Consider the following 25,191-nt stretch of genomic DNA (forward strand, 5'->3'; position numbering starts at 1 on the left):
CAAGTTGTTCTTGATTTTTTTAACTCAAACTTTATTTAACCAGCAAAACTCCAGTTTTCAATGTGGACGGGGTTTAACAATTGAAAAAAAATTCGTGAAAATTGCTTTGCATAAGATTTAATTAACTTTGAGATAGACGCTTAACGGTCGTACCTCCAAGTAAACGATCTGTTTCTCTTAATAAATTAGGGATTACCTCCTTATAGGGACTTGCTGTCAAACAAGATTGAAGATTTAATTGCCCTATGTTGTCGGCTTTGGCGCCTGGAAACCAATGACCAGCATTTGTGAGGAGGTTATAGCGTGCCTTGCCATATTCAGTCATATCGTATGCTAAAGCTAAATTTCGCAACCATAATATTACAGGAATATTGACATTACCAGGAGTGTTATCGTACTTAGGCAGACCAACTTGCCAATTATCCAGCCAATCTTTACCTAATACAGCGATCGCTTCTTGTTCTAAACGTTCTAAGATTGGCGGTAATATTTGATCTGCTTTATCTAATAAGGGCAAAACCTTTAAATGCTCATCAAAATCTGATGGTCTAGCTGCACCCAAACTCAGGGTATGTACTTGAGGATGAGATAGACAAAATAAATCGTTAAAGACCATAGGGCTAAGAGGCTGACACAATTCTACGAGCTTTGGAGGAGGGTTATAAAGATGTCCTCCCTTATCAGAAGGAGAAATGATAAAGACTCCCATATCCTGACGCTGAGCGGCTTCTATAGCTGACCAATTCCATTGATTTATGTAGTACCAATGGAGATTAACATAGTCAAATTCGCCAGTTTCAATCGCTTGAGTAATTGTTTCGGTTGAACCATGGGTGGAAAAGCCAATATGTCTTACTTTGCCTTCAGCTTTGAGTTTTTTAGCCTCATCCAAACACCCTCCAGGACGCAAACTATTGTGAAAAATCTCTTTATTGTTAATGCCATGTAGCCCCAGCAAATCTACATATTCCAATTGACAAAAGTTAAGAGATTGCTGAAATTGACGGCGAAATTCTCGAGGATCGGGCTTGGGGGAAACCTTAGTTTGGAAAATCAACTTTTCTCTGGGTAACTGAGGTAATACCTGTCCCAACTGCATCTCAGAGCTACCATAACCCCTAGCGGTTTCAATATGATAAATACCAAGCTCAAAAGCACGACGAATTGTAGCTTCAAGATTGCGCTGATTAGCTTCGGGTATTTGGGATTGGGGCAAATCCTGCCACTTATATTGATATCTCATTCCTCCACAGGAGAAAACGGGCATCTGTAATTCTGTGCGACCAAATCGCCGATATTGCATAACCAAACTAGTGTCTTTTCTTTTGTTCTGATCTCTACAAATATTATTTTAGGTATTATTTGATGATGACAGGAATGGTTTGCTGATTATATGAAAATTCTCTTAGTAGATGACGAAACCGAATTAAGCGATCCTTTAAGCCGAATCTTATTACAAGAAGGATATGAGGTTGATATTGCGGATAATGGGGTAACAGGCATGGAATTAGCCCTCCAAAATCAGTATGATCTATTAATCTTAGATTGGATGCTTCCACATAAATCAGGATTAGAAATTTGTCGTGAGGTACGATCGCAATCCTTAACCACTCCTGTCTTGTTTTTAACTGCTAAAGATACTGTAGATGATCGCGTTGATGGTTTAGATGCCGGAGCAGACGACTATCTAGTTAAACCCTTTGAACTGAGGGAATTACTTGCCAGAGTAAGAGCTTTATTGCGTCGCTCTACTTTAGAAACTAGCAGTAGCGATCGCCTAAAAGTGGCAGATTTAGAATTAGACATCGAAAATCAAGTAGTTTATCGCCGAGGTAAAGCGATCGACCTGTCGGAAAAAGAGATCGAGCTGTTAAAATATTTTATGCAGCATCCCGATCGCTTATTAACTCATGACGAGATTCATAGTTATTTATGGCAAGCAGAAGAACAACCTAGCAGTAATGTATTAGCTGCTTTAGTACGTTTGTTGCGACGTAAAATTGAAATTAAAGGAGAAACACCTTTGATTCATACCGTATACGGAAAGGGATATCGCTTTGGTGTTAACTAAGGAAAAGCGATCGCCAGATGAGAAGAGCGATCGCCTGTAAGATTCTTAAATTACTGAAGATTTATCATTGAGAACGCCAAGAATTTAATTGTTCGGAAGTTAAATCCTTAACCGTGGCTTTCGGGCTATTACAGTCTACTATCCCAACATTATCGGCAAGACAGTATGGAGTATTTGGCAACTTAACTTTAAAGCCAGTGTTGTTATTCGCCATTACTATTTCCCAAGTACGAGCTTTCTTCTTGGAGTTACAACTATACGTAGCAAGTTGTACTTTCGCTGGGTTTTTATTCTCTTTCAAACCAAGACAAGTGCCCGATACAAAGTAATTTGTTACAAACCAAGTATAGTAACCATCTTTGCCTTTTACTAACTCTGTCTTCATTCCATTGTCTAAAGCAACTTTAAATGAGTCTGGGATTCTTATTTGGCGTTGCGGAGAGGGTGTGCTGCTATGAGCAATTTCAGTCATGCAATATTCGACGCTCCGCATCACATTCTCTGTATTGGCGTTATCAATGTGATACAGTTCATTTAAACTTATAGATTGATTTCTTTTTATTTCAGGCTTGGTTCCAACAGCCTGAGAGAAAGTAGTAGCATTAATTAAGGTATTATTTTCAATTGTTCCTTCAAAACAATATAATCCATCTAAATACTGGGTGGTACCTGTAATAAGATTGCCTGACTTGCGAAAAGATGTGTATGGAATCCCATAAACGTCAGGATAAGGTATTTCTCCATATACATAGTCACCATCTGCTAATTCTTGAATAGTTGTTTGCTTAGCATAATTTTGGCTCGGGAAGGAAGCGGTGCAATCAGCCTTGGCATATGATTTAAGAATTTTCGAAGAAGGGGGTAAACCGTTGATAGTTTTAAATGAATATAGCTCTTTTAGAGAATCTGGAGAGTTAAGTGGAAGATCGTTAATCTGTCTAAATTGGTTATTAGCAATTGTGCCAATTCCTAGATAATTACCTTCCTTAAAAAAAACCATACCTTGTTCGGTATGAATAGTATTATCAACCACAGTACCAAAATCTAGAGTAACGACATCTAATTCTCTTCTAACAACACAGACACGACCTTTATTATTTGATGGATAGATATTCCAGACTGTTTCATAACCTTTCCAACTACCTACAAAAGGAGTAACTTGCGGGTCTACTTGTTGCCAAGCATTAACCAATCTATCTCTATCTTGTTTTTGTTGTGGAGTTCGAGAGTCTTCTACGCGGTGACTCATACTACTATTTCGTAATGACTGTACGTGCTGACTAAGATTAGTTTTTGCCTGTTGAATTTCGGCTGTGGTAGGTTTTCTTTGTTGTGCTGTAGCGGATAAATTGTTTAGTCCTAATAACATTGCATAAGCACCAAGACCAAGTATGAGCTGATTTTTAATCAAGTTATTTTTCATGTATTTTTCCTCAAGTATTAACACCAAGAAAAGAGAAATACTTCTGTTTTTTTAAATCAAGAAATATTATTTAAGACCAAAGTTTTCTGATTTGGTTGTGTTTATAGTTCCCAAAAATATGTGAATTATTATATTTACTAAGAAAAAAACAATTGATAATATTTTCAGCAAAAAAGCGATCGCACTTATCATATTACAATCGCTAAATAGCTTATTTTTAGTCAAGTAAGCCTATTTTATAATGCAAAATTTTTGATTAAATTTATAATCTTCACAGGCTAACCAGTTACCAACACCAATGCCTTCCAATTTTTGTCCTGGCAATACCTTGACTACAGTTGCAGTTTGAGGATTATTAGTAGTATTTCTTCTGGTGTTATCGGCAGTATGATAGAGTTGCTTAATTGTCCATCCGCTATCAATAGGAGTATAAAATACGAAATATTCTCCAGGAGTAACACTTAATTTATAAGTTGGTTGATTATACTCAGTTTTTACACAATTTAAAAGATAAGGGTTATCTACTCTTTGAGCGCAAACTTTGGCAGCAGGAATAGCTTCTGAGGGATAACCTAAACTTCCTGTAATTGAACCTTTAGCAACAGGCTGATTATTTTCAGTAGCTGTGTTTTGACTGGATGAACCAGACACCGCTAAGTTGAATTTCTTGGCATTTTCAAAATTCACAATAGTTGTTTGATTGATTGAATTTGTTGTGCCACTTTTTACATATTCTGTTCCGTTGAATTTGTAAGTAATCCATCCTTTTACTTTGTCGTATTCCAAGGGGTTAAAACTGAAAACTGGCATTGCTATATTGATCCACCCCGAATGGCTATCTTGCAAAATTGCTACTTTAGAATTGAAAGTTTGGAGAATATATGCTCCTGAACCCAAAAGTCTATAATTATTTCCCATGTTTAAGAAAATAGTGAGATGGCAATTCACTTGACCACAATGGCGACCTGTTTCGTAGACGATAGCATCTTTGTTTCCATCATTATTCAAGTCAATTTCAAAAACAGAATATTCAACATTTGAATAGTTGGGATTACTAGTATTTTTTCTAATAGCATCAACCAATTCTTGACTTGGTAATGTTGATTTAGAATTATAATTATTGGCAATAATATTATTGAGCAAATCTTTTTTGTGAATAAATGAATTGGGTTGAGCTATGGTAGATGAATTACTTGCCCCCCAAATCATTGTACAAGCAAAAACACCAGGTAAAATCTTGTTTGCAATCAAGTTATTGTTCATATTTTTTTCCAAATATCAACAAGAAAACGAGTGATATTCCTATTTTTTCTAATATAAGAAATATTATTGAAGATCAAACTTTTCTAGTTTCGTTATATTTATAATTCCCAAAAACAAATTAATTATCATCTTGACTAAAATAAAAAAAATTGATAATATTTTCAGCAGAAAAAGATAGTACCATATACAAAAAGCTATCACTAAATAGCTGATTTATTGTCAAGTAAGCCTGCTTGATATTGCAAAATTTTGATTAAATCTATAATCTTGACAAGCTAAGTAATTATCAATACCTTCCAATTTATGGAAAAAGTTCTAAACTTATTTGCTTTCCGCATTAACCAGATCAAAGAATGTGGGTTCTCTAACTATTAGCTGCTGATTTTGAGCAACTTTAGTAAATCAGTCCCAGCATCTCTGCCAGGACTTTACTTCTTATATAATGATCGGCATCAGGATTCTGTTCGCATAATCTGACAAACGTGAGCTCGACGAGAAAATTGAAGAAAAGAAAAGGTTGAGATGTAAACTTCAAGTCGCTACCTAAACCGAGTAGATCAATACCATCTTCAACTCACTATATAGAGGATCGTCAAGGAACAAAATATGGAGCTGCGGTTGTTCCTGTAGATCAATGGCAAAGACATTATGCGGATATGGCTCCAGGCAAAGATATAGAAATTCGTGCTTGTGCCGAACCCCCTTTAGGCGATAAAAAGTGTACTAACTTCGTAAAGCTTTGAAATATCCCAATTGGCTGATGGCTGATAGCTGATAACTAGTATATTCATCCAGATTACCTACCTAAATCGTGCAAAGAATTAATTATGGTGGCACATCGATTGGTTACAGTCTGTAAATCTTCTTTACTGGTGGAATTGGAAGGAGCGATCGCATCGCCAATCCTCACAGTTAAGGGTATGGGTTTCGGTAAAGGGAAATCATGACTTAAAATTTTTTCTGTTCCCCAAAGACTGACGGGTAACAAAGGTACTTGAGCCTGAGCAGCGATCCAAGCAGCACCCAGTTTAGGAGCGGTGATTCTGCCATCATCGGAACGAGTACCCTGTAAGAAAACTGCTGCTATCCACCCAGATTCAATTGCCGTCATTGCTGCACGAATAGCTGCGCGATCGCCCGTACTGCGTTTGACGGGATAAGCTCCGTAGAGCTTTATTCCTTGCTTAAATACGGGGATTTTAAATAATTCTTCCTTAGCCATAAAAGCTACCGGACGACCAACGCAATTAGACAGAATTGGTGGATCAAAATAACTAGCATGATTACTGACAGCAATTAATCCCCCAGACTGGGGAACTTTTTCGGCTCCATGTATTTTGACCCTAAAGTAAGTATGTAGTGCAGGGCTAACCACCGACCACTTCAACAGATGGTAGAGTGCCAAACTGGCAAATGGTTCTCGATTTTTCCTTTCCACAAACTGCTCTCAATTAATAACTTGCCGATCTCTAACTATATAATGCTTTAGTCACGATCTTGAAGTTTTTCAGCTTCTTTGATTTCTTGAACCAGTTGCTCCATTTGATTCCCAATTTGGTCTTTATATGCGCTTGGGGCAGCAACATAAGCTTTTTCTAAAATTGGTTTAGCTGCTTTGAAATCTCCCTGTCTTTCTAATACTAATGCTTTGGCTAAAATAGGACGAAAATCATCTTGATTGGCTTGGTTTAATTCATCATAGAGAGCGATCGCTTCTCCGTATCGTTCTTGATTGGTATAAAGTTCTCCCAGCAAAAGTTCCACTGCTTCTTTGTCAATTGATGTTGCAGTTTGGCTATCGTCATTCTCAGCCAATTTAATAGTTTTTTTCAGCAAGGCGATCGCTCTTTCAGGCAGATCTTGAATTACATATAAATTCGTCATTCCACCTAAGGCATAGATATCACCAGGGTGACCAGATAAAACTTGATTGTAAGCCATAGCTGCCCCTTCATAATCTGTCATCTGTTGTTTAGCTTGGGCTAGCAGAATTGTATATTCTGTTTGCTCTGGATGAAGCTTCGCTAATTTCTCTAGAGGTGCGATCGCCCCTGGAATATCTTTTTGCTGTAATCTAATTTTTAGTAAACCATTTAAGGCAGTGTCGTTGTTTGGTTCTCGTTCCAAAACTTTTTGATAACCAGAGGCTTCGGCTTCTAACTTAGTTAATTCTTGTTGAGAGAGGACAATTACTTCGCTATCAGCATTCTTAGCCAAGTCTTTTCCGCTAACAACACTTCCTACTAAAGGAAGAGCGGAAACAGTTATTAAGGAAAATAACATTATTCCCATAACGATATAAATCCAACTGCTATGTTTTTTTTTCATGCTCTTAACACTAAATTACGATCTGCAGACTATACTTTATTTGATTACTTTGGTCTGTATGCCGATTCTAGTATCGTTTATCCTAGACATAGAAGCCAATGGCTCAAGACTTTATTTCGGTCAGCGATCGTAACAGACTGCGGCAAAAAAGTTCCGTGGGAATCTCTAACATATAGAAATTGAGGGTTATCTTAACTTCCATGAAAGTATAGAATATGATCTCTTGTGCAACTTAATCTCTCTTACATTGAGTAACGTTTCCGCTATCAAATCGACTTATGAATTTGGCTCAAAAAAACGACTTTAAGAATCCTAATAAACCTTCCGCTGTTGCCAATCAATCGACCAAATCTATCATGTCTAAACAATCTCAAGATTCTGTCCCATCCAATACAGAAACCCAGTCTACCCCAGAGAGACAGCAACCAATTCCCCCTCCTTCGCATCCACGACAATATCGCGCTATTGGCTTAATTAAGGCTAAGTATAAACAGAGCGCAGAACAGATGACTCAAGGTACCTTGGTTACTACTGACGGAGCAGAAATTGAGGCAGTTTTACTTGGTCGCATTATCAGTTTGATTAAAAATCATCTTGATCTGGAAAAAGAGCATTTGTGGGTAGTTTATCCGAGAACTAAGACCCAGGAAGAACGTCTCCATGTTCAAATCGTGGGTGTATGGGAGCCAGAGACTTTGAGTCAAAATACTGATGAGCAGGAAGTTTCCGGTGCTGAAGCCGAACACGGTTATTTTTCGATCAGAGGAGAAGTTATTTTCTACTCCACGGAGGAAAATCATGTAATTGTCAAAATCAAGCAATTTCCTCGTAAGGAAGGAGATAAGCCCAAATTTTTCAAACTCAAATTACAGGGAATTCCTGGAGAAAAACCGCTAAAACGTTTTTGGGATTTAAAAGTCCGTCTGGAAGGAGAAAATTTAATTATCGAAGAAGGCACCGACTTAGGCTTTGCTCAGAAGCGTAAACCAAAATTCAAAAAAAACCGCAAAAAAATTCAGCTTAAGTCTTCGCGCCCAAGCAAACCTAGCCCTACTGCACGACCAGTTTTACAGAAAAAGAAAACAAAAAATTAGGTAGATGCACTAGTCCCAACCAAATCAATCTAAGGAGACTATAGATCTGTTGGTATCCTGAGGCATAAAAGTGCGATCCCTAGGTAAGGGAGCAACTGGTTCAGTCAGGGTGAATTTCCCTGTTTCAATCCATTGTTTTAATTCCTGGGCGATTTGGCGCGAGCGATATTTGCTTGCTAGAGGAGCGACACGAACTAGTTTGCCATCAATGGTTACATGACCTTTTTGCAACTGTTCATAGCTAACTAAGCCAAAGGTCGGACGAACTCGTCGAGGTATAGAAAAATCAATTACCGGAGCAACAACATTTTGATCGACAACTGAACAGTTGTGTATTACTTCCTCCTGTAGTACAGGTAATGCTATCCCTACTCCTAACATTAGAGAGGGACCATAGTTTTTGAAATAGCATCCTCTAACCCACCTCGCACTCATTTGTTTGGCATCCCCAATTAAAGCTACCGTAGCAGCAGGACCAATTGGAGTAAGATTTGGAAGACGTTTTTGGAGTGGAAAATGTTGTGTTCCTTCCCAAGCAACATAGCCAATTCCACCACCCAAAAAGATTTTACTGCCTATACCGACTAGATTTAGCTCTGGGTCGTTGATTAATGGAGATATTGCCCCAGGGTTAGAATATACGGCATTACCTAATCTGGGTAGCAATGGTCCTAAATAAGTATATAGAGGGCGATCGCCGCCATTAACCCCCACAATAAAGTTTTGATAGAGATTACGAGGATTAAATAAATAAAATTGATTGATGTTATCTTTGGTAATCGTATTTTCCAAAATTGCCCGAGGATAACAATCAGTTTTTTGACCGATCGCTTTTAACTGAATTGATTTACCAGCAATTAGATCTTCAATTACATGCCCCCCTCCTCTTTCCCAGGGAACTCCTTCCCTCAGGTTAGGGTCGGTTTCATTGAGATTATAATCAGCCATGGCAGTTGCCCCAAGATAGAGATCTACCGCTCCAAAGCCAGCATAAGCTACTATGCCATCTAGCCAACACTGACGAATTTTAATTGGCGGATCTGTGTGTCCCAGATTGATAATTGCTCCAGAAGATTCCATTGGTTCAAATGTTCCTGTGGTGACAACATCTACCTGTTTAAATACCTCTTCAACTCCCAACTTGGCGACCTTGGTTTTGACTTCCTCCACGGTCCAGGCAACTACCTGACCCCGGCTAATCTTGTCATTGATTTCCGCGATTGTCCGCATTATAAATATCTCAACTCAACCAGCAATTATCACAAACGGTTGCTCTTTATACTAGCGAAGCATTTGTGACAAGTTAAGGCTGTGTGTTGTTTATCAATCGGTTTTTAGCTCTTAGCTATCAGCTTAGCGAAGTAATAACCCTATTCTATCGGAGTTCTAGAGGGGTTTAACAACCAAGCGATCGCTCGGATTAATCATGCTTGAATTTGGTTAATTAGCAACATTGCGGGACAATTCTTGTAATTGAGGCATTAATTGGGCAAAAGCCACCCCACGATGACTAATTTCACTTTTTGTTACTGAAGCCATCTCCGCAAAGGTCTGTTGTTGAGATGGTACATAAAAAATTGGATCATAACCAAAACCGCCATCACCTCGGGGAGAATATAATATTTCCCCAGGACATATTCCCTCGGTTTCTAAAACAATCTTGCCATCAGGGTTGGCGATCGCTACTGCACAAATGAATTTTGCCTGTCTATTAGTTGTTTCGCCTAATTCAGCTAGTAAACGGTTAATTCTATCCTTATCTGTCTTACCATAACGTGCCGAATATAAACCTGGAGCACCATCAAGAGCATCTACTGCTAAACCAGAATCATCGGCGATCGCCCATTTTTTCAAGGCTTTTGCTACTTCTGAGGCTTTAAGACGGGCATTAGCAATAAAAGTAGTTCCTGTTTCTTCTATATCTAAGTTCGCCGGCTTTAACTCCAATTGCCAAGGTAAATCCGTGAGATATTCCTGCATCTCCTTTAGTTTTCCTGGATTCCCCGTAGCAACAACCAACTTTTTCATAGATAAATCTGAAAACCTCAAAAAATAGATTAACTATCTGCCCCATTCCAGAATACGTCTTATCTGGATTAAACTCTTCATTTCCAGTAAGAATTAGCTAGGAAAGCAGATATCTTGACTGAACTTTAGTTACGAAGACGAGCGACCCCGCGTCGGCGTAAGACGTTTACCCAGGAGCGTTATCTGGGCAAGGGAATGCGCGAGGAAGGGTTTGGGGAAGTCGTCACTTCCCCAACAGGGGGTCTGGGGGAAAGTTCCCCCAGAGACAAATATAGTTTTGAAGGATAAATTAACAACAGAATAGTTCAGAATTAAGACATTATTAATCCACATCAAACGTAGAATACAAAAATCTTTACTCAGAGGCTAAGAGCTGAAAGCTAAAAGCTTATTAAACCGAATTAGCCCAATCTCTTGCCCATTCAAGAATTTTACGAACTTCTGGCATAGTAGTAGCTTGGCAATACAGACGTAATACTGGCTCAGTCCCACTAAAACGAATGAGTAGCCAAGTATTTTCATCCATCCTAAACTTGTAGCCGTCGACATCCAGGCAATCGACAACAGTCATCCCAGCTACTTCTTGAGGAGTATCATTTTTTAGACGTTCCAATAATTTAGAACGTACATCCATACTAGCTAAAGGCAAATCAATACGATCATAGTGAGCTGTAAAATTGGTTTTCTGTTGTAGTCGGGCATAAATAGCACCCAAATCTTCTCCTGACTCAACAACTGCTTCCAAAATATAAAGAGCTGATAATAGAGCATCCCGCTCTGGTATATGGGTACCATAACCAATTCCGCCAGATTCCTCTCCACCGATCATCACTTCAGCATTCAACATTCTGTCACCGATGTATTTATAACCAATTGGTGTTTCATAAACAGAGCGTCCATATAGTTTAGCCAGGCGGGGAATTAAATCTGAACCACTGACAGTTTTCACAATTTCTCCTGTAAAACCTTTACGCTGTGCTAGGTGTTCAATCAGGATGGGAATTAATACTTGAGAACTAAGGAAATTACCTGCGGCATCTGCACCAGCAATGCGATCGCTATCACCATCAAATACTAAGCCAACTCTAATGCTATCAGGGTGTTGCTTGGCTCCTTCTTTTATGGCACGGAAAAAATCTGGAAGATATTTTGGTAGGGGTTCGGGTGCGCCACCACCAAATAAAGGATCGCGATCGCTATTAATTTCTTCTACAGGACAGCCCAAAAGACGTTCTAAACCTGTAGCTGCAGCACCATGCATCACGTCTACATATACTTTCAGTTTGTCTGAGGCGATCGCTTCTTTAATAGCTGTAATATTGACTTTTTGCTGCAATCCCTGACAATAGTTTATCCAAGGATCAAATTTCGTTATTTTTCCTGGCTTTTCTGCTTGGGGTAAGGTCTTGCCGATCATCGCCTCGATTTGCTCGGTAATTTCTGGAGGTACTGAACCACCGAAGGCACTTTTAACTTTTAATCCCAGATAAGCAGCCGGGTTATGAGATGCTGTCATCACAATTGCCCCTAAAGCATTATGAGCCTTGGCTGCCCAACTAAAAGCAGGAGTAGGAGCAAAGCACTCCGATAACAAGACATCAAATCCAGCTTCTTGCAAAGATTCTGCGGTAACTTGAGCAAAATCTTCTGCCATAAAACGGCGATCGTAGCCAACGATTACTGTCCGATTAGCAGCAGTGTCACCATAATTTTCAGCCAAAACTTGAGCTGCTAAAGGTGCTAACGTAGCTACTCGCTCGAAAGTAAAGTCAGCGGCGATTACCCCACGCCAGCCGTCTGTACCAAACTTAATTGGATTAACAGTAAAAGCCATAAAATCAAGAATTTAATGAGTTAAAATAACACTTTCCAGATTAACTGTTTCTCAGTAGTTTGAAAACCTGACATAGATTACAGTTAGTATGTTTATTACTCAAACTTCTTCAGATTTATTTTCCTGGTCTAAGGTATTTGACTTTTTCAGGGTGGAACCCGCTTTGAGTTCTTCAAGTTCCATTCGCTGCAATAAATCTTTGAGCCTCATTCTCTCAATATAAGGCCAGCCACCTTTCTCTTCTATATCTTTGACAAATTGATATAAATCGTTGCGGGTTTGCGGTAAAGCTGCTTCAAAAAAATTTACTCGGATTTCACGATGAATTTTTTCTAAATCACGTAACAAAGACAATAGAAATAGACTATCGTTCTGATGTTTCTCTGCTAAGGCACAAATATCTTGGGCGGTGTTTTCCAAAACGCTATCTGAACCAGTAAAATTCATGTCTTGATCTTGAGTCATGTGCCAAATACAGTAAAAATGAACCTTGTCTAAATTTATAAAGAATTTACTCGGTTTATAAACCGCCTTGTTATTCTAACCATCAGTCTCCGTGATTATATGCTTTTTACGACTAGTGTTTATAGATTTAGAAAATACCAGACAAAATTCTGAGGTACTTTTTTGTCGCTTAAAAGTAGCTAAAAGCTAATAGCTAAAAGCTAATAGCTAAAAGCTAATAGATTATAATCAAAAACTTTAATCGTCAAAATCGGCAATACTCGAATTATTAGTAGTCCTTATTTGGTAGAGTAGAAAGCATCTATAAAAATGGCTAAATTCTTAAGAAGAGCCTATTTTCGACATCTTTCGCGCTCGATGTTAAATCTAAAATTGACAAAATGAAGTTGACTATGAGATACCGTACAATTATTGCTGGCTTTCTGGCATTGTGCTTAGGGGTGTTAACAGCCTGTAGTGATACTAGTAATGTAAGCAGAAGTGAATTAACTTACGACGATATTCTAAATACTGGAATAGCAAATACTTGTTTAGAATTACCTGACAGTAGTCGAGGTACTATTCCAATTAAGGCCGGAGAATCATATACCATTCGCGATTTGTGCCTAGAACCAAGGGAATATTTTGTTAAAGAAGAACCAGTTAGTAAACGCCAGAAAGCTGAGTATATTCAAGGCAAATTGTTGACAAGATATACTTCTAGTCTCGATCAAATTCAAGGCACGGTTGAACCCAATGCTGATGGTACACTGACTTTCACTGAACTTGATGGAATTGACTTCCAGCCAGCCACAGTTTTATTGCCTGGTGGTAAAGAAGTTCCTTTCTTGTTTACAATGAAGCAATTTGTTGGTACTACTGTAGCCAGTGCCGACTCTATCAACACTTCAACTGATTTTGAAGGAGAATTCAAAGTTCCCTCTTATCGTGGACAGGTTTTCTTAGATCCTAAAGGACGTAGTCTTGCTAGTGGTTACGATAACGCTGTAGCTTTGCCTGGACGTGCAGATGATCCTGAGTTTTCTAAAGCTAACGTCAAAGAATTTGTTTCCCGCAAAGGTAGAATGTCTCTCAATGTCACCAAAATTGATAGTGAAACAGGGGAAATTGCTGGTGTATTTGAAAGCGAACAACCTTCTGCTACTGACTTAGGCGCAGAAGAGCCAGAAGAAGTAAAAGTACGTGGCATTTTTTATGGCAGAGTTGATTCTAATGCTTAATGCGTAGCATGATAACCAATCCATAATTTAGCTATTTTATTTACTTTTTAATTTTTAGTAAAAGCTAATAAAAAAAGAGGCAATATGCCTCTTTTTTTATTCTAAAAATGATTTTGCCGGTTCAAAATAAGCTACCCAAATAACTTTATTAATTAAATGTTTAATGCATTTGATTTAAATCTAATTAGCCTAAAATAATCTATTTTTTTGAGCAAATTTATTTTAATCTAATTAGGTATGTTTATTTAAATGTTAACTATTATTACTAAAATCATTGGTGGGAACACCTAATCTACAAGCATTTTCATACAACCTCAATAAAACATTAAGTGTAATTCTGGTCTTGATTAAAACTTAATAAAAGAAGAATAGTGTAAATGCTGTTGTTTCTAATAGGGAGTCAAGAATAAGCTGAAAATGTATCTGCAAAAGATTCATTTTATTTGAGTAAATTATTAGCTTTTAAAACATATATTGCTCTCTATACAGGAAAAATCAATGACAGCTTGTATTAATCAAAGTATTAAACTAGATAGCCTTCACTTATTTCAGCAATATCAAAGAAATCAAACAACTAGTGTTCGTAATCAGATTATGGAGATTAACATTGGTTTAGTTAAGAAAGAGGCTTATCATTGGATGAATCAATGTAATGAAAGTTATGAAGATCTATTACAAGTTGGTTCAATAGGATTAATTAGAGCGATAGAGCGTTTTGATGTCGAAAAAGGTAACGCTTTTAGCTCTTTCGCAATTCCCTATATTAGAGGAGAAATTCAACACTATTTAAGAGATAAAAGTTGTACTCTAAGAATTCCTCGCCGTTGGCTAGAATTAAGACAACAATCAATTACTTTCATTCATAATTTCCGAGAAAAATTTAATCGGCAACCAACAAATTCAGAAATTGCTCAATACCTAGAAGTATCTATTAAGGAATGGCAAGATATTAAACTAGCTTATCAAAATCGTAAGCCTTTAAGCTTAGATATTTCAGTCAATAATGATAACGAGAATCAAACTAGCTTGTGCGATTTGGTTGCCGATCCTAAACATCGTAGCTTTCAATTAGTTTATGAAGATCGAGTGCGTTTACAACAAGCGTTATCCGAACTAGAAGAACGTACGAGAAATGTCTTAGAGTTTGTCTTTTTACACGATTTAACTCAAAAGGAAACAGCAAAAATGTTAGGTATTAGCGTAGTAACTGTCTCTCGTCAACTTAAGAAAGGTTTGAATTTACTTAAGAAATCAATGGCTCAAGAAAATTCTTAGTTTCTCATCTCTGGCTGATATTTCAATCAACTGTTATGTTGGAGTCTGAATTGCTAGGTTACATATTTAACGAGGTATTCTTAATCGAACCTTGAGTAATTATTATGAATAAAACTGTATTATTGCTATTAGCAGGATCTGTGGCTTTGCTAACCGAAAGTTGCTCCTTCTTTACGGACTTTTCTGATGCCCGAAAAGAATTAGAGGAAAATGCTGCCAAACCTATTCCAGTAAATAATGCTGTCCAAAATCAAAACCAGAAAACTGATGTAATTGAAGAAGAATTTGCTGATTTAGAAGACGAAACGGAACCAGCTCAAGCAATTGCCGGTTTGATTCCTGCAACTAATCCTGAAGTCAGAGTCAGAAGTATAGCTCGCGGCAGACAAGATCCTTTTTCCATTGTTAACTTGACTCCACGCATTGAAATTGAGCAAGAAGAAGTTGAAGAAGTTAATCGTTCAACTGAAAATAGATCTAGTCAAAATAGTACCCCACGAGCCGAACCAAGTCAGCCAAGTCAAGGTATAGATAGCCAGAACGAATCTAAGTCTGTTGACCCTCCTGAGCCAGAATTTGAGCCTACATTAGCTCAAAATGTTATTATCTCTGGATTGTACAAAGCTAATGATCGAGTAAAACTTATTGTACAGGCACCAGAAGAAAGCACCAGTCGTTATGTTGAGGTGGGACAATACCTATCCAACGGTCAAGTATTAGTTAAAGACATTGATTGGAACCATTTTCCTACTCCAGTAGTTACTTTAGAGCAATCAGGAATTGAGGTTTCTAAAGAAGTTGGTGAAACTCCTGGTGATTCAAATGACACTGATATTAGTTCCTTACCCAGTGAAAATTCCCAAGATAAACCTTGGTTAGCGAATATTTCGTTGAATTAGAACTGAGGTTCAACAAGATTCAAATACACTATCATCAGCGATCGCAGAATTTAAATTTCTCCGATCGCTTTTTCAATTTGATGACCCTTCATAAAGTAGAAGAAGTCTATAAAATAATAATAGGTTTAGGGTTATTGATTTGAGCTAAGAAAAATTTATGAGTAATAAAGCAGAATTATTAGAAGCGATCGCTGGAAAAAATCGTGGGTTGCTGGCTAATGAAATTGATAATGTTCGAGTTCTCTCGGCAATTCAACAGTTAGAGGACTCAAATCCTACTCCTAAACCCTTAGAATCAAAAGATTTATTAAATGGTGATTGGCGCTTACTATATACCACCAGCAAATCTATTCTGGGTTTAGACCGTTTTCCCTTATTAAAGTTGGGACAAATATATCAATGTATTCGAGTATCAGAAGCTAAAGTGTATAACATCGCTGAAATTGTTGGCTTGCCAATGCTAGAGGGGTTAGTAAGCGTTGCGGCAAGCTTTGAGCCGATTTCAGAATCTCGCGTAAACGTAGTGTTTGAACGTTCTATTATCGGTTTACAGCGACTATTAAGTTACAAAACTCCAGGAAAATTAATCCAACAAATAGAATCCGGCAAAAAGTTTTTGCCGTTAGATTTTAAAATTGATCGCGGAGAACAAAAAGGCTGGTTAGATACTACTTACTTGGATCATGATATGCGAATTGGTCGAGGCAATGAAGGAAATGTCTTTGTATTGACCAAAGAAACTTAATTGAATTAGATCTTAACTTATGGTTTAAAACTAAAAAGCTAAAAGCTTGTTACATGTTTTGAGCTTAATGTGACCCAATAAGTAATATCATCATTGGTAATCTTTTCTTTTTTCATTTGTTGTCTTATTTTGATGTACTCACGAGTGCCTTTGAGTTGAGAAGGAAATAAATTTTGTAGAAAGAAATTAATTGTATCTTGCTTGACTAAACCTTGTTTAACCGCTACATCTCCGAAACGAAGAGAACTTTTATGTTGTTCTAAAAGAATTACTTTTATATCTTGTTCGCTTAATAATCCCGCTTTTCGTAGATAGAAACCTATAGGATGTTCGATGCGCTTATTGACTAGCTTAAACCATTCTTGAACAAAGAAATCAGCAGTATCTTGTTTGACCCAGCCTCTTAAAGCCAGTATCTCTCCTAAGCGCATATCTTCATAATATATTTGATCTCTTAGGGCTACATCCAACTGGGGACTAGTTATTAATCCAGCCTCTTGTAAGGTTTCTCCTATAGGCTTAAAAGTAATGAATTGAGACATAAAAGCACCCAAATAAAATTAATTAAGGAGGTATATTAATTAGTTCTAGACTAACTGATGATTAATTAAATTAGGTAAAGTTTTCATCAAGAAATTAGCCTGATTTTTAAGTACTAATTTTTAAATTTAATTTAACTTATTTCATCAGCCCATCTATTTATTTGTTTAAATATTGAGCATGATGCTGAATATGATCCTTTATAAAACTACTAATCATGAAGTAGCTGTGATCGTACCCCGTCTGCCAGCGTAAATTTAACTTTTGTCCTACTTGTTGGCAAGCTGCTTGAAAGTTTTCCGGTAACAATTGCTTTTGTTGGTAAAATTCATCGGCTGTGCCTTGATCGATCAGAATTGTCGAGTCTAACTGAGTTTGCTTGATTAGTTCTGTGGCATCATATTTTGCCCACTGATCTTTGTCCCGACCCAAATATGCGGTAAAAAGGTTATCTCCCCAAGGACAATTCATGGGTGATGCTATGGGGGCAAAAGCAGATACCGATAAATATTGTTGAGGATTATTTAAAGCACAAATTAATGCCCCATGTCCTCCCATTGAATGTCCAAAAATACTTTGTTTTTCCGGTTTGACTGGAAAATTAGCAGCAATTAACTGAGGCAATTCTTGAGTAACGTAACTATACATTTGATAGTGCTTCTGCCAAGGTTCAACCGTAGCATCTACATAAAAACTCGCTCCGCTGCCCAAATCCCAAGTATCGTCTTCTCCTGGTATTCCTGTATTACGAGGGCTTGTATCGGGGGCAACTAACATAATCCCCATTTCAGCAGCATAACGTTGTGCCCCTGCTTTCGTAATAAAGTTTTCTTCAGTGCAGGTTAATCCAGAAAGATAGTAAAGAATTGGCACTGGTTGCACGTTGACTTGGGGAGGGAGATAAACCGCAAAATTCATCTTACTGTCACAACTAGATGAATGATGAGCGTAGTAAGCAACAGTGCCATCAAAGCAGCGAGATTCGGACTTGAGACTTAGAGAATGAGACATAGTTATAAAATGCTATTACTTGCATGTAATTGAGCCATTGGATTTTGTAGTTATTGATACAGAAGGAACAAGAGACTTGAGAGAAATTGCCATTATTGGTAGTGACGGCAAATTAATATATGAGGCTTTAAATCAGGAATATTCTGATTATATACAGCCCATCATCCAGAACAAGCCTCTGAAAAATATACTTTTAGATTTTTTAGAAATTACTGAGCATAAACTGCTGATATTTCATAATGCCAAGCATGATCTTCAAGTTTTAAAAAAAAGTTTCCAAAAAGCTAATTTACCTGGAAAAAATTTTCCTCAGGTAAAGTGTACATTGCAATTAGCTCAACAATCTTTTCCCAGTTATTATTCATACTCCTTAGAGTATTTAGCCAAAAAGCTAAATTTAAAAGTAGATCGTCAGTATTTTGATACTCGACAAGCTCATACAGCCAGATATGATGCTCAATTTACTTACCAACTATACTTAGCCATTCACCAGCATATGACTCAAACTTCTATAACAATTAATCCCTTTGGTAGTAGTCGGGTTGATAATCCATTTCAAAGTCATCCTGACAATACTAATATTTATCATTCTCAATATACAATTTTAGAATCGGTAATTGATGATATTAAATACGATCAAAATCATCAAAGTAAAGGTGCAGTAGTCATTGGCGAACCTGGAACTGGGAAAACTCATCTAATCATGCGTTTAGCCAAACAAAGGTTAGAGCTTAATCGCCTGTTGTTTATTCCCTGTCCTAATGATGCAACTACAATTAAGTACCATACCTACAGCTGCATTTTAGAATCATTAAATAAACAGATACCAGAAACAAAATTTACCCAGTTAGAGTATTTTTTGGCCAATACTTTTGTGGGTATTATTCAATCTAGTCATAATCAGACTCAAAAAATCAAAGCTATTTTAGATAGTATTCAAAATAATCCTCTTAAACTATATGAAATATTAGGAGGAGCAGGAACCCAGTCTAGAAGGAATAGCTGGGATTCGATTGAAAGAATAACCAATGAATGGTGGCTCAATAAATATGGTGCGGCAGGTTATGCGCCAGAAATTATTCGAGGAATTGTTAAATTTTGTCGCTACTCCGATCCCAACTATAAACAATTAGTCAAGAAATGGTTGGCTGCTGATGAATTAGAAGCAGAAGAATTAACTAAAATTGGCTTAAGCAATTGGAACGATGAGATTAGTAAAGAAGATTTTTCTTTAGAAGCGATCGCAGTTTTAGGCAAGCTTTCTTTGCTCAATGAACCGTTGATCATAGTCTTTGACCAGCTTGAAATGCTAGGTTTAGAACACAATCGTAATATCTTGCTTAACTTTGGAGAAGCAGTAAAAGAAATTTTCACCAGAGTACCTCATAGCCTAATTATCTTTAATTTATTTGCCGATCGTTGGCGACAGCTACAGCAAACATTTGATGGTTCCATTATCGATCGCATTGCTCAATATCAAGTGATTTTGGAGTCCCCATCAACCAAAGATATCCAAGATATTCTGCAACTAAAAGCTCAGGAGACCAAAATAGATTTGGCAAATTTATTTACACCACAAGAGATAGAGCAAATTATTAGCAATAAACCTTCAATACGTGCAGTCTTAAATAATGCTGCTGAATATTTTCGTTATAAATATAAAAATATTCCTCTTCCAAATCGCAAACTTAAAGCTATTGCCAACTTAGGAGAGAATGAGTCACAAGCAGAAATTTTATCGAGATTAAGCAAACTAGAATCTCAACAAAATCGATTGGAGCAGTTACTTAAAAATATTGCTCAAGCTTTTAATACTTTTGTTGACAACTCAGATGAAGATAATGAAGAAAGTTCTTTGGCAATAAACAATCACAATTCAGCTTCCGCTATACCATCAGAACCAGTTAGCTCAGATTCTAAGTTAGTTCCAAAATCTCTGGATGCTAAAATTATTGATTATCTGGGAATTCAGCAAAGACTTCTCGAACAAGAATATAGTGAAGCGGAAATTTTACTCGATGAGAAAGATGCTGGAAAACTCAAAGATATCGTTCTAGCTTTTCAGAAAATCATTAATCTAGAGTTGGATATTTTGCCTAGTAAGCGAGTTTTACCTGCTCATATAGTTATCACTAATAAAAACCTTTGTATTGGCTTTCTCAGTGCTTGTAAAGGTAGTAAGTTTACTTCTCGGATTCAAAATTATAATGAAATTGTCGCTACTAAAGACCAAATCAAATTCTTACTTTGGCGTGATGAGAGAAGTGATCCCATCAAAAATGGAACAGTGGGCAGTAAGGAAATAATTAAACTCAATAATACTAAAAATGGATACTATAAGCCAATTGAGCGCAACAATCGGATAACATTTGAATTAATCTATAAATTTATCAGTGCTATCTATAACCAAGATTTAGAAATAGATATTGACACTGAGCTAGAATCTTCACTACAGATAGTTGCCGATTATTTTCGGGAATACTGGCTCATAAAAGAATTATTTTAGATTTACTGCAATTATGCCAATCTTAATTTCTATCAGTTTCTGAGGTATGACTTAATCTAAAAAGCATACCTCAACAATTAAGAACGATACTTTAGTCTAACTATCGCCTTTTGAATCTTGCTCTGCATCTACTTTAGGGACAATATCAGGACGCTCTGCATTTTCCCAACCCGCAGGACGTTTGGAGTTATACCAAGCAATTGATCCTATAGATACGGCTGCGATAAAACCAATTACATATACGGCGACAAAATAAGTAGGAAATTCACCTGCTACTGCGAACAACAAATTCATATCTAAAAACAAGTAATTTTATAGTTAATAATTCTTAATATTACCAGATACCACTGCTATGGCCGTACAAAATTGTATTAGGACAAATTTATTTGATTGCTCGTAAGTAATGAATAATGAGTAATGAGTAATGAATGTCCCAATGTAAGTCTATGTTGCTACAACTATTGGCAACGAAGTCTGATTAAATATATTCTCAGTTAGTAAACTGGTAGAATGACAGCTCAAAATTTGCCAGTAAAATATTTGCTTTCTAATTAAAATTTTCAGTAGACCAGGAATTTAAGCTAGCGATCGCCAGTGAAACACCAACCAAAGCAAATTTCAGGATCCAAGGCGCGCAGAACAGAGTGACAAGGGAAAATGTTACGGATGTAAAACGAGTTGCCGTTTTAAATACTTCATCTTTTAATTTAGAACTGATGTACAGTGCGATCGCCGCAACCAGCAATGTTGCTAATGAAAGCGCAAGCATTTGATTTCCCCTTAATATTATGAAATTTAAGACACTATTTTTGATTCAAATATTTGTTTTTCGCTTCTATCTAAACTAGTGCGACTGCTTGAGACAGAGAAAAACATTTATTAGCCCTAGTATTAAGATATTATAACTTCTAGTATTTTTGTCAACTCATCACTTGTGCTTAAATACCTATAATTTAGGAATAATCTGTCTCTGAAGCCAGAACGACTAAAAGTCTATTATGAGCATATTCTGGCGATCGCTCATCTTGTTGCTCGAGCTAATAATTTTTGCCAAAGTAAACACCGATCGCGCTACCGATCAATATTACTTGGGATGTGATTATTAAAGTAAAAATCTCTTTTCTTCCGCTTTCTGCTAAACCATAACCAATCACACCAAAACATAAACAATTGTCGTGCCATAGATGCTCACCATAGTGATCGCACCAAGTAGTTTTTTTTGTTTTCATTGATAGCTAATTAGGTATTTCTGGGTACTCTCAAAAATACTTAGGTGAGGCAATTTTTATTTTTATGCCTTGAATCAATATTTTGTTTACGTTTTAGCTTTAAATGAAACTTTTTTTATTAAAAATTATTTTACAACGTCGCACCAGGGATGAAGGGTTTACTCTCCCGATGGTAATTGCTTTGGGTTTAGTGATGGTTCTTTTGGGTACGGTAAATATTGTCAAATCCAATGAAGAAAATCTCAATGCTATTTCGCTCAACAGTTCTTCTGATGCTTTGGCTGTTGCAGAAGTTGGTGTTACTAAGTATCGGGAACTGCTCAATCAAAATCGTATATTAACTGTCTACAATCACGATCAGTGGACTACCAATGCTAATGTAACTGGGCAAACTTGCGATAATATTGCGACTACTCCCACAGGTTGGGAAGATGGTGGTACTGCTGCTGCTCCGAACGATACTACTAAGTGGTGGGAAATAAATGAGAATATCGATGGTACAGCTGGGGATGAAACTATTGGTGAATATAAATTAGTTAGCTACGTATACGACAATGATGGCAATCGAGCAGATAACGATAATGGTCAGTTTGTTCCTAATGATGATCTGGCTAATACTACTGATTCGTTCACCTATAATGATACGGCTTATGATCCTGTAACCAGTCCAAATGGTTACAATCCTAGAGGAATTTTAACTATCCAAGGTCGAAGTAGAGATGATAGCGAAGCGCAAATTGAGGTTGAAATTCCTTTACGTATTAATGACTTGGAAAATTTTGCTCCTGTACTTTGGGTAGGAAGTGGTGCGATAAATAATTCAGGAACTTTAAATATTGTCGATTCAGAACAAAATATAGTTTTTTCGGGTGCTGGAAGCAATTGTGCAAAGCCTGCTGATATTGATGGCAACAATGTGATTAGAGATCCTCGCAGCATTCCATCTATTATTGATGATCCTGCTGGAGTGTCTACTGCTACACCCCCAATACCTGCAATACCCAATACAAATAAAAATGGTTCAAATAATGGAATTGGTTCTATAAGTACAGTAGGTGGTGAAGTCTTATTGCCAAGACCTCAATCTCCTCCAGACAATAAAACCTCTAGTGATGACCAAGGACGCTTCTTATATGATATTAGTACTTTAACTATCAATGATAACGATCTTTTAACCGACGGCACGGCTAAAGTAACTTTATACGTTAGAAATAATATAACGATTTCAAATACTGGCGGAACAGTTAATTTAGGCAACTTTAATAAAGCTACTTCCAATGTTTCTTCTCATAATTTAGAAATTTATGGTAATACTAGCACTCAAATTACAATTGACTCTGGTAGTTCAGGTGACGAAACGAACATCGAAGCCTTTATTCATGCTCCAAACTCAACTATGAACATTGCAGGAAATGGAAGAGTAAATATTAACGGTGCTGTTTGGGTAAACAATTTTAATATTACTGGAAGCGCAGAAGTAAATATAGAGGGGGATCAAACAGATACTACAACTGGTTCTGAACCCTCATATAAATTTTATACAACTATTGCCAATAGAACCCCTAGACCAATAACCAGCAGTCCTACTAATTGGGAAAGAGAGGAGGTGGAATAAGCTAATGTATTTGATGTATTTATTTAAATTGAAACATAGAAAATCTTTAAATCAGGGTTTTACAACCTTAGAAATTTTGATCTCAATAATTATTGCACTAGCTTTTGTGAGTGTTGCTATGCAATCTTTTGTGTTAGCAATGGGTATGAAAGTTCAAGCCCAAGAGAAACAAAGAGCTAATCAGCTAATCCAAGAAGATTTGGAACAAGTTAGTACTCTTGCTAGCAATATTGCCGAAGATCACGATAATATGTGTAATCCTGCTGCTTATGCTAATGGCTATGCAAAAGACTTATGGGATGACCTTAATGCTCTAGCATTACCAACAGCTCAACTTATCCAAAAGGCTGATGGAACTAATGTAGGAAAAACTTTGAGATTGGCACGCAATCATATAAGTAATGGGAGTAATACCGCTCCCTATCGAACTTTAAAAATTAATTATCAAGTACAAGAATTAGATAGCTCAGATAATCCCACTGGTGATGTTATTGCAGAGCGTTATGTGGAGGTAATACCTGATGTTGCTTTACAATGTCCGTAAGAAGATCAATAAGGGTTTTACTCTTGTTGAAATGATTACAACAGTAATTATTGTTGGTGTTATAGCTAGTGTTGCTGCTCCAAATTTACTTGGTATGCTCAATCAAGCTCGTGTTAAAGATGGTTTAGCTCAAGTTGAAGGTGCAATAAAAGAGACTCAAAGACAAGCAATACGCAGAGGAAAAATTTGCAAAATTAAATTTGTTACTGAAACCATTGATGGCAAATCCAGACAAACAATTAACGTTGTTGAAAGTACTGATACTGGAGAGACAGTTAGTGCTGGCTACTATAACGGCTGTTTACTAAGCAAAAGAATCTTACCAGTAGACGTATCGGTTAATACAGGTGGTATTACCAAAATAACTTTTTCTGGAAAAGGAAATACCGATAGCAGTAGTGAGGGAATAATCAGAATATCTCACCCTCTGACTACGACCGAAAAATGTGTGCAAATAGAAGGTTTATTAGGAAATATTTTAACAGGAGACTTTGACAGTGGGACTTCTACCTGCAATGCCAGTTAAAAAATAACTCTATTGTGTATTTAATTATCAATGCAGAATAACATCAAAAGAAAGAGCGATCGCGGTTTTACCTTGATAGAATTGATGACCGTTCTTGTAATTATTGGCATTGTCGCTGCGATCGCATCTCCTAATTTTCTCGGATTACTCAATCGCACAAAAGTTAACGTTTCATTAGAACAGCTTTTGGGAGCTATTCGAGAAACCCAAAGAATGGCAATGCGTCAGGGTAAACGTTGCGACATAAAGATTAATCCAAATACTAATATTATTACTGCGGACCCTTCTAATTGCATATTCAATAACAGAAAGATAGATGAAAATGTAGATATCAGAACCAATCTTTCTGGTTCAATTCCTAATATTTCTTTTTCCCATAAAGGAAATACAACTAAAATGGGTACTATTGTAGTATCTTCTAATTTAATTAATCATCAGAAATGTTTTGTCATTTCTCTGGGTTTAGGTATTATGAGAACAGGTAACTATACTGGGAGTAAAAATGGTTCTGTTTCTGCTAGTAAATGTAAACCATCTACTAATTGAAACCTTTGATATTCTAAAGTTTTTTGTAT

At 36.8% G+C, this 25,191-nt stretch carries 25 protein-coding genes; 11 read left to right on the forward strand and 14 right to left on the reverse strand.

Annotation, left to right across the window (positions count from 1 at the left end; all coding sequences use genetic code 11):
* Nucleotides 1-121 precede the first annotated feature (121 nt).
* Entirely contained in the window at nt 122-1,303 is a 1,182-nt protein-coding gene (locus PLEUR7319_RS0116985) for an aldo/keto reductase (RefSeq protein ID WP_019506418.1), read from the reverse strand.
* A gap of 90 nt (nt 1,304-1,393) precedes the next feature.
* Here PLEUR7319_RS0116985 and rppA point away from each other — a divergent pair, with 90 nt between their 5' ends.
* Entirely contained in the window at nt 1,394-2,071 is a 678-nt protein-coding gene (gene rppA / locus PLEUR7319_RS0116990; protein ID WP_019506419.1) for a two-component system response regulator RppA, read from the forward strand.
* Nucleotides 2,072-2,135: 64 nt separating this feature from the next.
* On the opposite strand, the gene PLEUR7319_RS0116995 is transcribed toward rppA, so the two are convergent.
* From PLEUR7319_RS0116995 to PLEUR7319_RS0117010, 4 genes are all read right to left on the reverse strand, one after another.
* Nucleotides 2,136-3,494, reverse strand: coding sequence for a hypothetical protein (locus PLEUR7319_RS0116995; protein ID WP_019506420.1), 1,359 nt, complete (start codon nt 3,492-3,494; stop codon nt 2,136-2,138).
* Between the two features lie 231 nt (nt 3,495-3,725).
* Entirely contained in the window at nt 3,726-4,757 is a 1,032-nt protein-coding gene (locus PLEUR7319_RS0117000) for a hypothetical protein (protein ID WP_019506421.1), read from the reverse strand.
* A 796-nt stretch (nt 4,758-5,553) separates the two neighbouring features.
* Nucleotides 5,554-6,195, reverse strand: coding sequence for a 1-acyl-sn-glycerol-3-phosphate acyltransferase (locus PLEUR7319_RS0117005; RefSeq protein WP_019506422.1), 642 nt, complete (start codon nt 6,193-6,195; stop codon nt 5,554-5,556).
* A gap of 47 nt (nt 6,196-6,242) precedes the next feature.
* Nucleotides 6,243-7,085 carry a lipopolysaccharide assembly protein LapB gene (locus tag PLEUR7319_RS0117010; protein WP_036798976.1) on the reverse strand — a complete coding sequence of 281 codons (843 nt, stop codon included), beginning with the start codon at nt 7,083-7,085 and terminating at the stop codon, nt 6,243-6,245.
* Between the two features lie 356 nt (nt 7,086-7,441).
* Between PLEUR7319_RS0117010 and PLEUR7319_RS35800 the strand changes: the two genes are divergently transcribed.
* The gene (locus PLEUR7319_RS35800) at nt 7,442-8,179 is read left to right on the forward strand and encodes a hypothetical protein (protein ID WP_192816070.1); all 738 of its coding nucleotides are present in this window, start codon (nt 7,442-7,444) and stop codon (nt 8,177-8,179) included.
* A 24-nt stretch (nt 8,180-8,203) separates the two neighbouring features.
* On the opposite strand, the gene PLEUR7319_RS0117020 is transcribed toward PLEUR7319_RS35800, so the two are convergent.
* The 4 genes from PLEUR7319_RS0117020 to PLEUR7319_RS0117035 all read right to left on the reverse strand — a co-directional run bounded on the left by PLEUR7319_RS0117020 (nt 8,204) and on the right by PLEUR7319_RS0117035 (nt 12,506).
* Nucleotides 8,204-9,409, reverse strand: a complete 1,206-nt coding sequence (locus tag PLEUR7319_RS0117020; RefSeq protein WP_019506425.1) for a homocysteine biosynthesis protein — start codon at nt 9,407-9,409, stop codon at nt 8,204-8,206.
* Between the two features lie 210 nt (nt 9,410-9,619).
* On the reverse strand, nt 9,620-10,207 hold the full coding sequence (gene rdgB / locus PLEUR7319_RS0117025) for an RdgB/HAM1 family non-canonical purine NTP pyrophosphatase (RefSeq protein WP_019506426.1): 588 nt from the start codon (nt 10,205-10,207) through the stop codon (nt 9,620-9,622).
* A gap of 391 nt (nt 10,208-10,598) precedes the next feature.
* Nucleotides 10,599-12,041, reverse strand: a complete 1,443-nt coding sequence (locus PLEUR7319_RS0117030) for a phosphoglucomutase/phosphomannomutase family protein (RefSeq protein ID WP_019506427.1) — start codon at nt 12,039-12,041, stop codon at nt 10,599-10,601.
* Nucleotides 12,042-12,140: 99 nt separating this feature from the next.
* On the reverse strand, nt 12,141-12,506 hold the full coding sequence (locus PLEUR7319_RS0117035; protein ID WP_019506428.1) for a hypothetical protein: 366 nt from the start codon (nt 12,504-12,506) through the stop codon (nt 12,141-12,143).
* Between the two features lie 392 nt (nt 12,507-12,898).
* Here PLEUR7319_RS0117035 and PLEUR7319_RS0117040 point away from each other — a divergent pair, with 392 nt between their 5' ends.
* From PLEUR7319_RS0117040 to PLEUR7319_RS0117055, 4 genes are all read left to right on the forward strand, one after another.
* Entirely contained in the window at nt 12,899-13,726 is an 828-nt protein-coding gene (locus PLEUR7319_RS0117040) for a photosystem II manganese-stabilizing polypeptide (RefSeq protein WP_019506429.1), read from the forward strand.
* A 498-nt stretch (nt 13,727-14,224) separates the two neighbouring features.
* Nucleotides 14,225-15,001, forward strand: coding sequence for an RNA polymerase sigma factor SigF (locus tag PLEUR7319_RS0117045; protein ID WP_019506430.1), 777 nt, complete (start codon nt 14,225-14,227; stop codon nt 14,999-15,001).
* Nucleotides 15,002-15,105: 104 nt separating this feature from the next.
* Nucleotides 15,106-15,900 (forward strand): hypothetical protein, encoded by a 795-nt coding sequence (locus PLEUR7319_RS0117050; RefSeq protein ID WP_019506431.1) that lies wholly within the window; start codon nt 15,106-15,108, stop codon nt 15,898-15,900.
* Between the two features lie 157 nt (nt 15,901-16,057).
* On the forward strand, nt 16,058-16,645 hold the full coding sequence (locus PLEUR7319_RS0117055) for a PAP/fibrillin family protein (RefSeq protein ID WP_019506432.1): 588 nt from the start codon (nt 16,058-16,060) through the stop codon (nt 16,643-16,645).
* 38 nt (nt 16,646-16,683) lie between these two features.
* On the opposite strand, the gene PLEUR7319_RS0117060 is transcribed toward PLEUR7319_RS0117055, so the two are convergent.
* Together PLEUR7319_RS0117060 and fghA are read right to left on the reverse strand one after the other, a co-directional pair.
* Nucleotides 16,684-17,187 (reverse strand): hypothetical protein, encoded by a 504-nt coding sequence (locus PLEUR7319_RS0117060; RefSeq protein WP_019506433.1) that lies wholly within the window; start codon nt 17,185-17,187, stop codon nt 16,684-16,686.
* A gap of 157 nt (nt 17,188-17,344) precedes the next feature.
* The gene (fghA, locus tag PLEUR7319_RS0117065; protein ID WP_019506434.1) at nt 17,345-18,196 is read right to left on the reverse strand and encodes an S-formylglutathione hydrolase; all 852 of its coding nucleotides are present in this window, start codon (nt 18,194-18,196) and stop codon (nt 17,345-17,347) included.
* Nucleotides 18,197-18,233: 37 nt separating this feature from the next.
* Between fghA and PLEUR7319_RS0117070 the strand changes: the two genes are divergently transcribed.
* The gene (locus PLEUR7319_RS0117070) at nt 18,234-20,702 is read left to right on the forward strand and encodes an exonuclease domain-containing protein (RefSeq protein WP_158441847.1); all 2,469 of its coding nucleotides are present in this window, start codon (nt 18,234-18,236) and stop codon (nt 20,700-20,702) included.
* Nucleotides 20,703-20,798: 96 nt separating this feature from the next.
* Here the strand turns inward: PLEUR7319_RS0117070 and psb35 are convergent, their stop codons facing one another.
* From psb35 to PLEUR7319_RS0117085, 3 genes are all read right to left on the reverse strand, one after another.
* Nucleotides 20,799-20,996 (reverse strand): photosystem II assembly protein Psb35, encoded by a 198-nt coding sequence (psb35, locus tag PLEUR7319_RS0117075; protein WP_019506436.1) that lies wholly within the window; start codon nt 20,994-20,996, stop codon nt 20,799-20,801.
* A gap of 253 nt (nt 20,997-21,249) precedes the next feature.
* Nucleotides 21,250-21,471, reverse strand: coding sequence for a hypothetical protein (locus tag PLEUR7319_RS0117080; RefSeq protein ID WP_019506437.1), 222 nt, complete (start codon nt 21,469-21,471; stop codon nt 21,250-21,252).
* Between the two features lie 268 nt (nt 21,472-21,739).
* Nucleotides 21,740-21,931 carry a hypothetical protein gene (locus PLEUR7319_RS0117085; RefSeq protein WP_019506438.1) on the reverse strand — a complete coding sequence of 64 codons (192 nt, stop codon included), beginning with the start codon at nt 21,929-21,931 and terminating at the stop codon, nt 21,740-21,742.
* 103 nt (nt 21,932-22,034) lie between these two features.
* Between PLEUR7319_RS0117085 and PLEUR7319_RS0117090 the strand changes: the two genes are divergently transcribed.
* From PLEUR7319_RS0117090 to PLEUR7319_RS43295, 4 genes are all read left to right on the forward strand, one after another.
* Entirely contained in the window at nt 22,035-23,546 is a 1,512-nt protein-coding gene (locus PLEUR7319_RS0117090) for a hypothetical protein (RefSeq protein WP_019506439.1), read from the forward strand.
* A 118-nt stretch (nt 23,547-23,664) separates the two neighbouring features.
* Entirely contained in the window at nt 23,665-24,090 is a 426-nt protein-coding gene (locus tag PLEUR7319_RS0117095; protein ID WP_144054330.1) for a hypothetical protein, read from the forward strand.
* Entirely contained in the window at nt 24,068-24,616 is a 549-nt protein-coding gene (locus PLEUR7319_RS38295; RefSeq protein ID WP_019506441.1) for a type II secretion system protein, read from the forward strand. Before PLEUR7319_RS0117095 ends, PLEUR7319_RS38295 begins: the two co-directional genes overlap by 23 nt.
* A 30-nt stretch (nt 24,617-24,646) precedes the next feature.
* Nucleotides 24,647-25,162, forward strand: a complete 516-nt coding sequence (locus PLEUR7319_RS43295) for a Tfp pilus assembly protein FimT/FimU (RefSeq protein WP_019506442.1) — start codon at nt 24,647-24,649, stop codon at nt 25,160-25,162.
* The last annotated feature ends 29 nt before the right edge of the window (nt 25,163-25,191 follow it).

The organism is Pleurocapsa sp. PCC 7319, assembly GCF_000332195.1.
Lineage (GTDB): Bacteria > Cyanobacteriota > Cyanobacteriia > Cyanobacteriales > Xenococcaceae > Waterburya.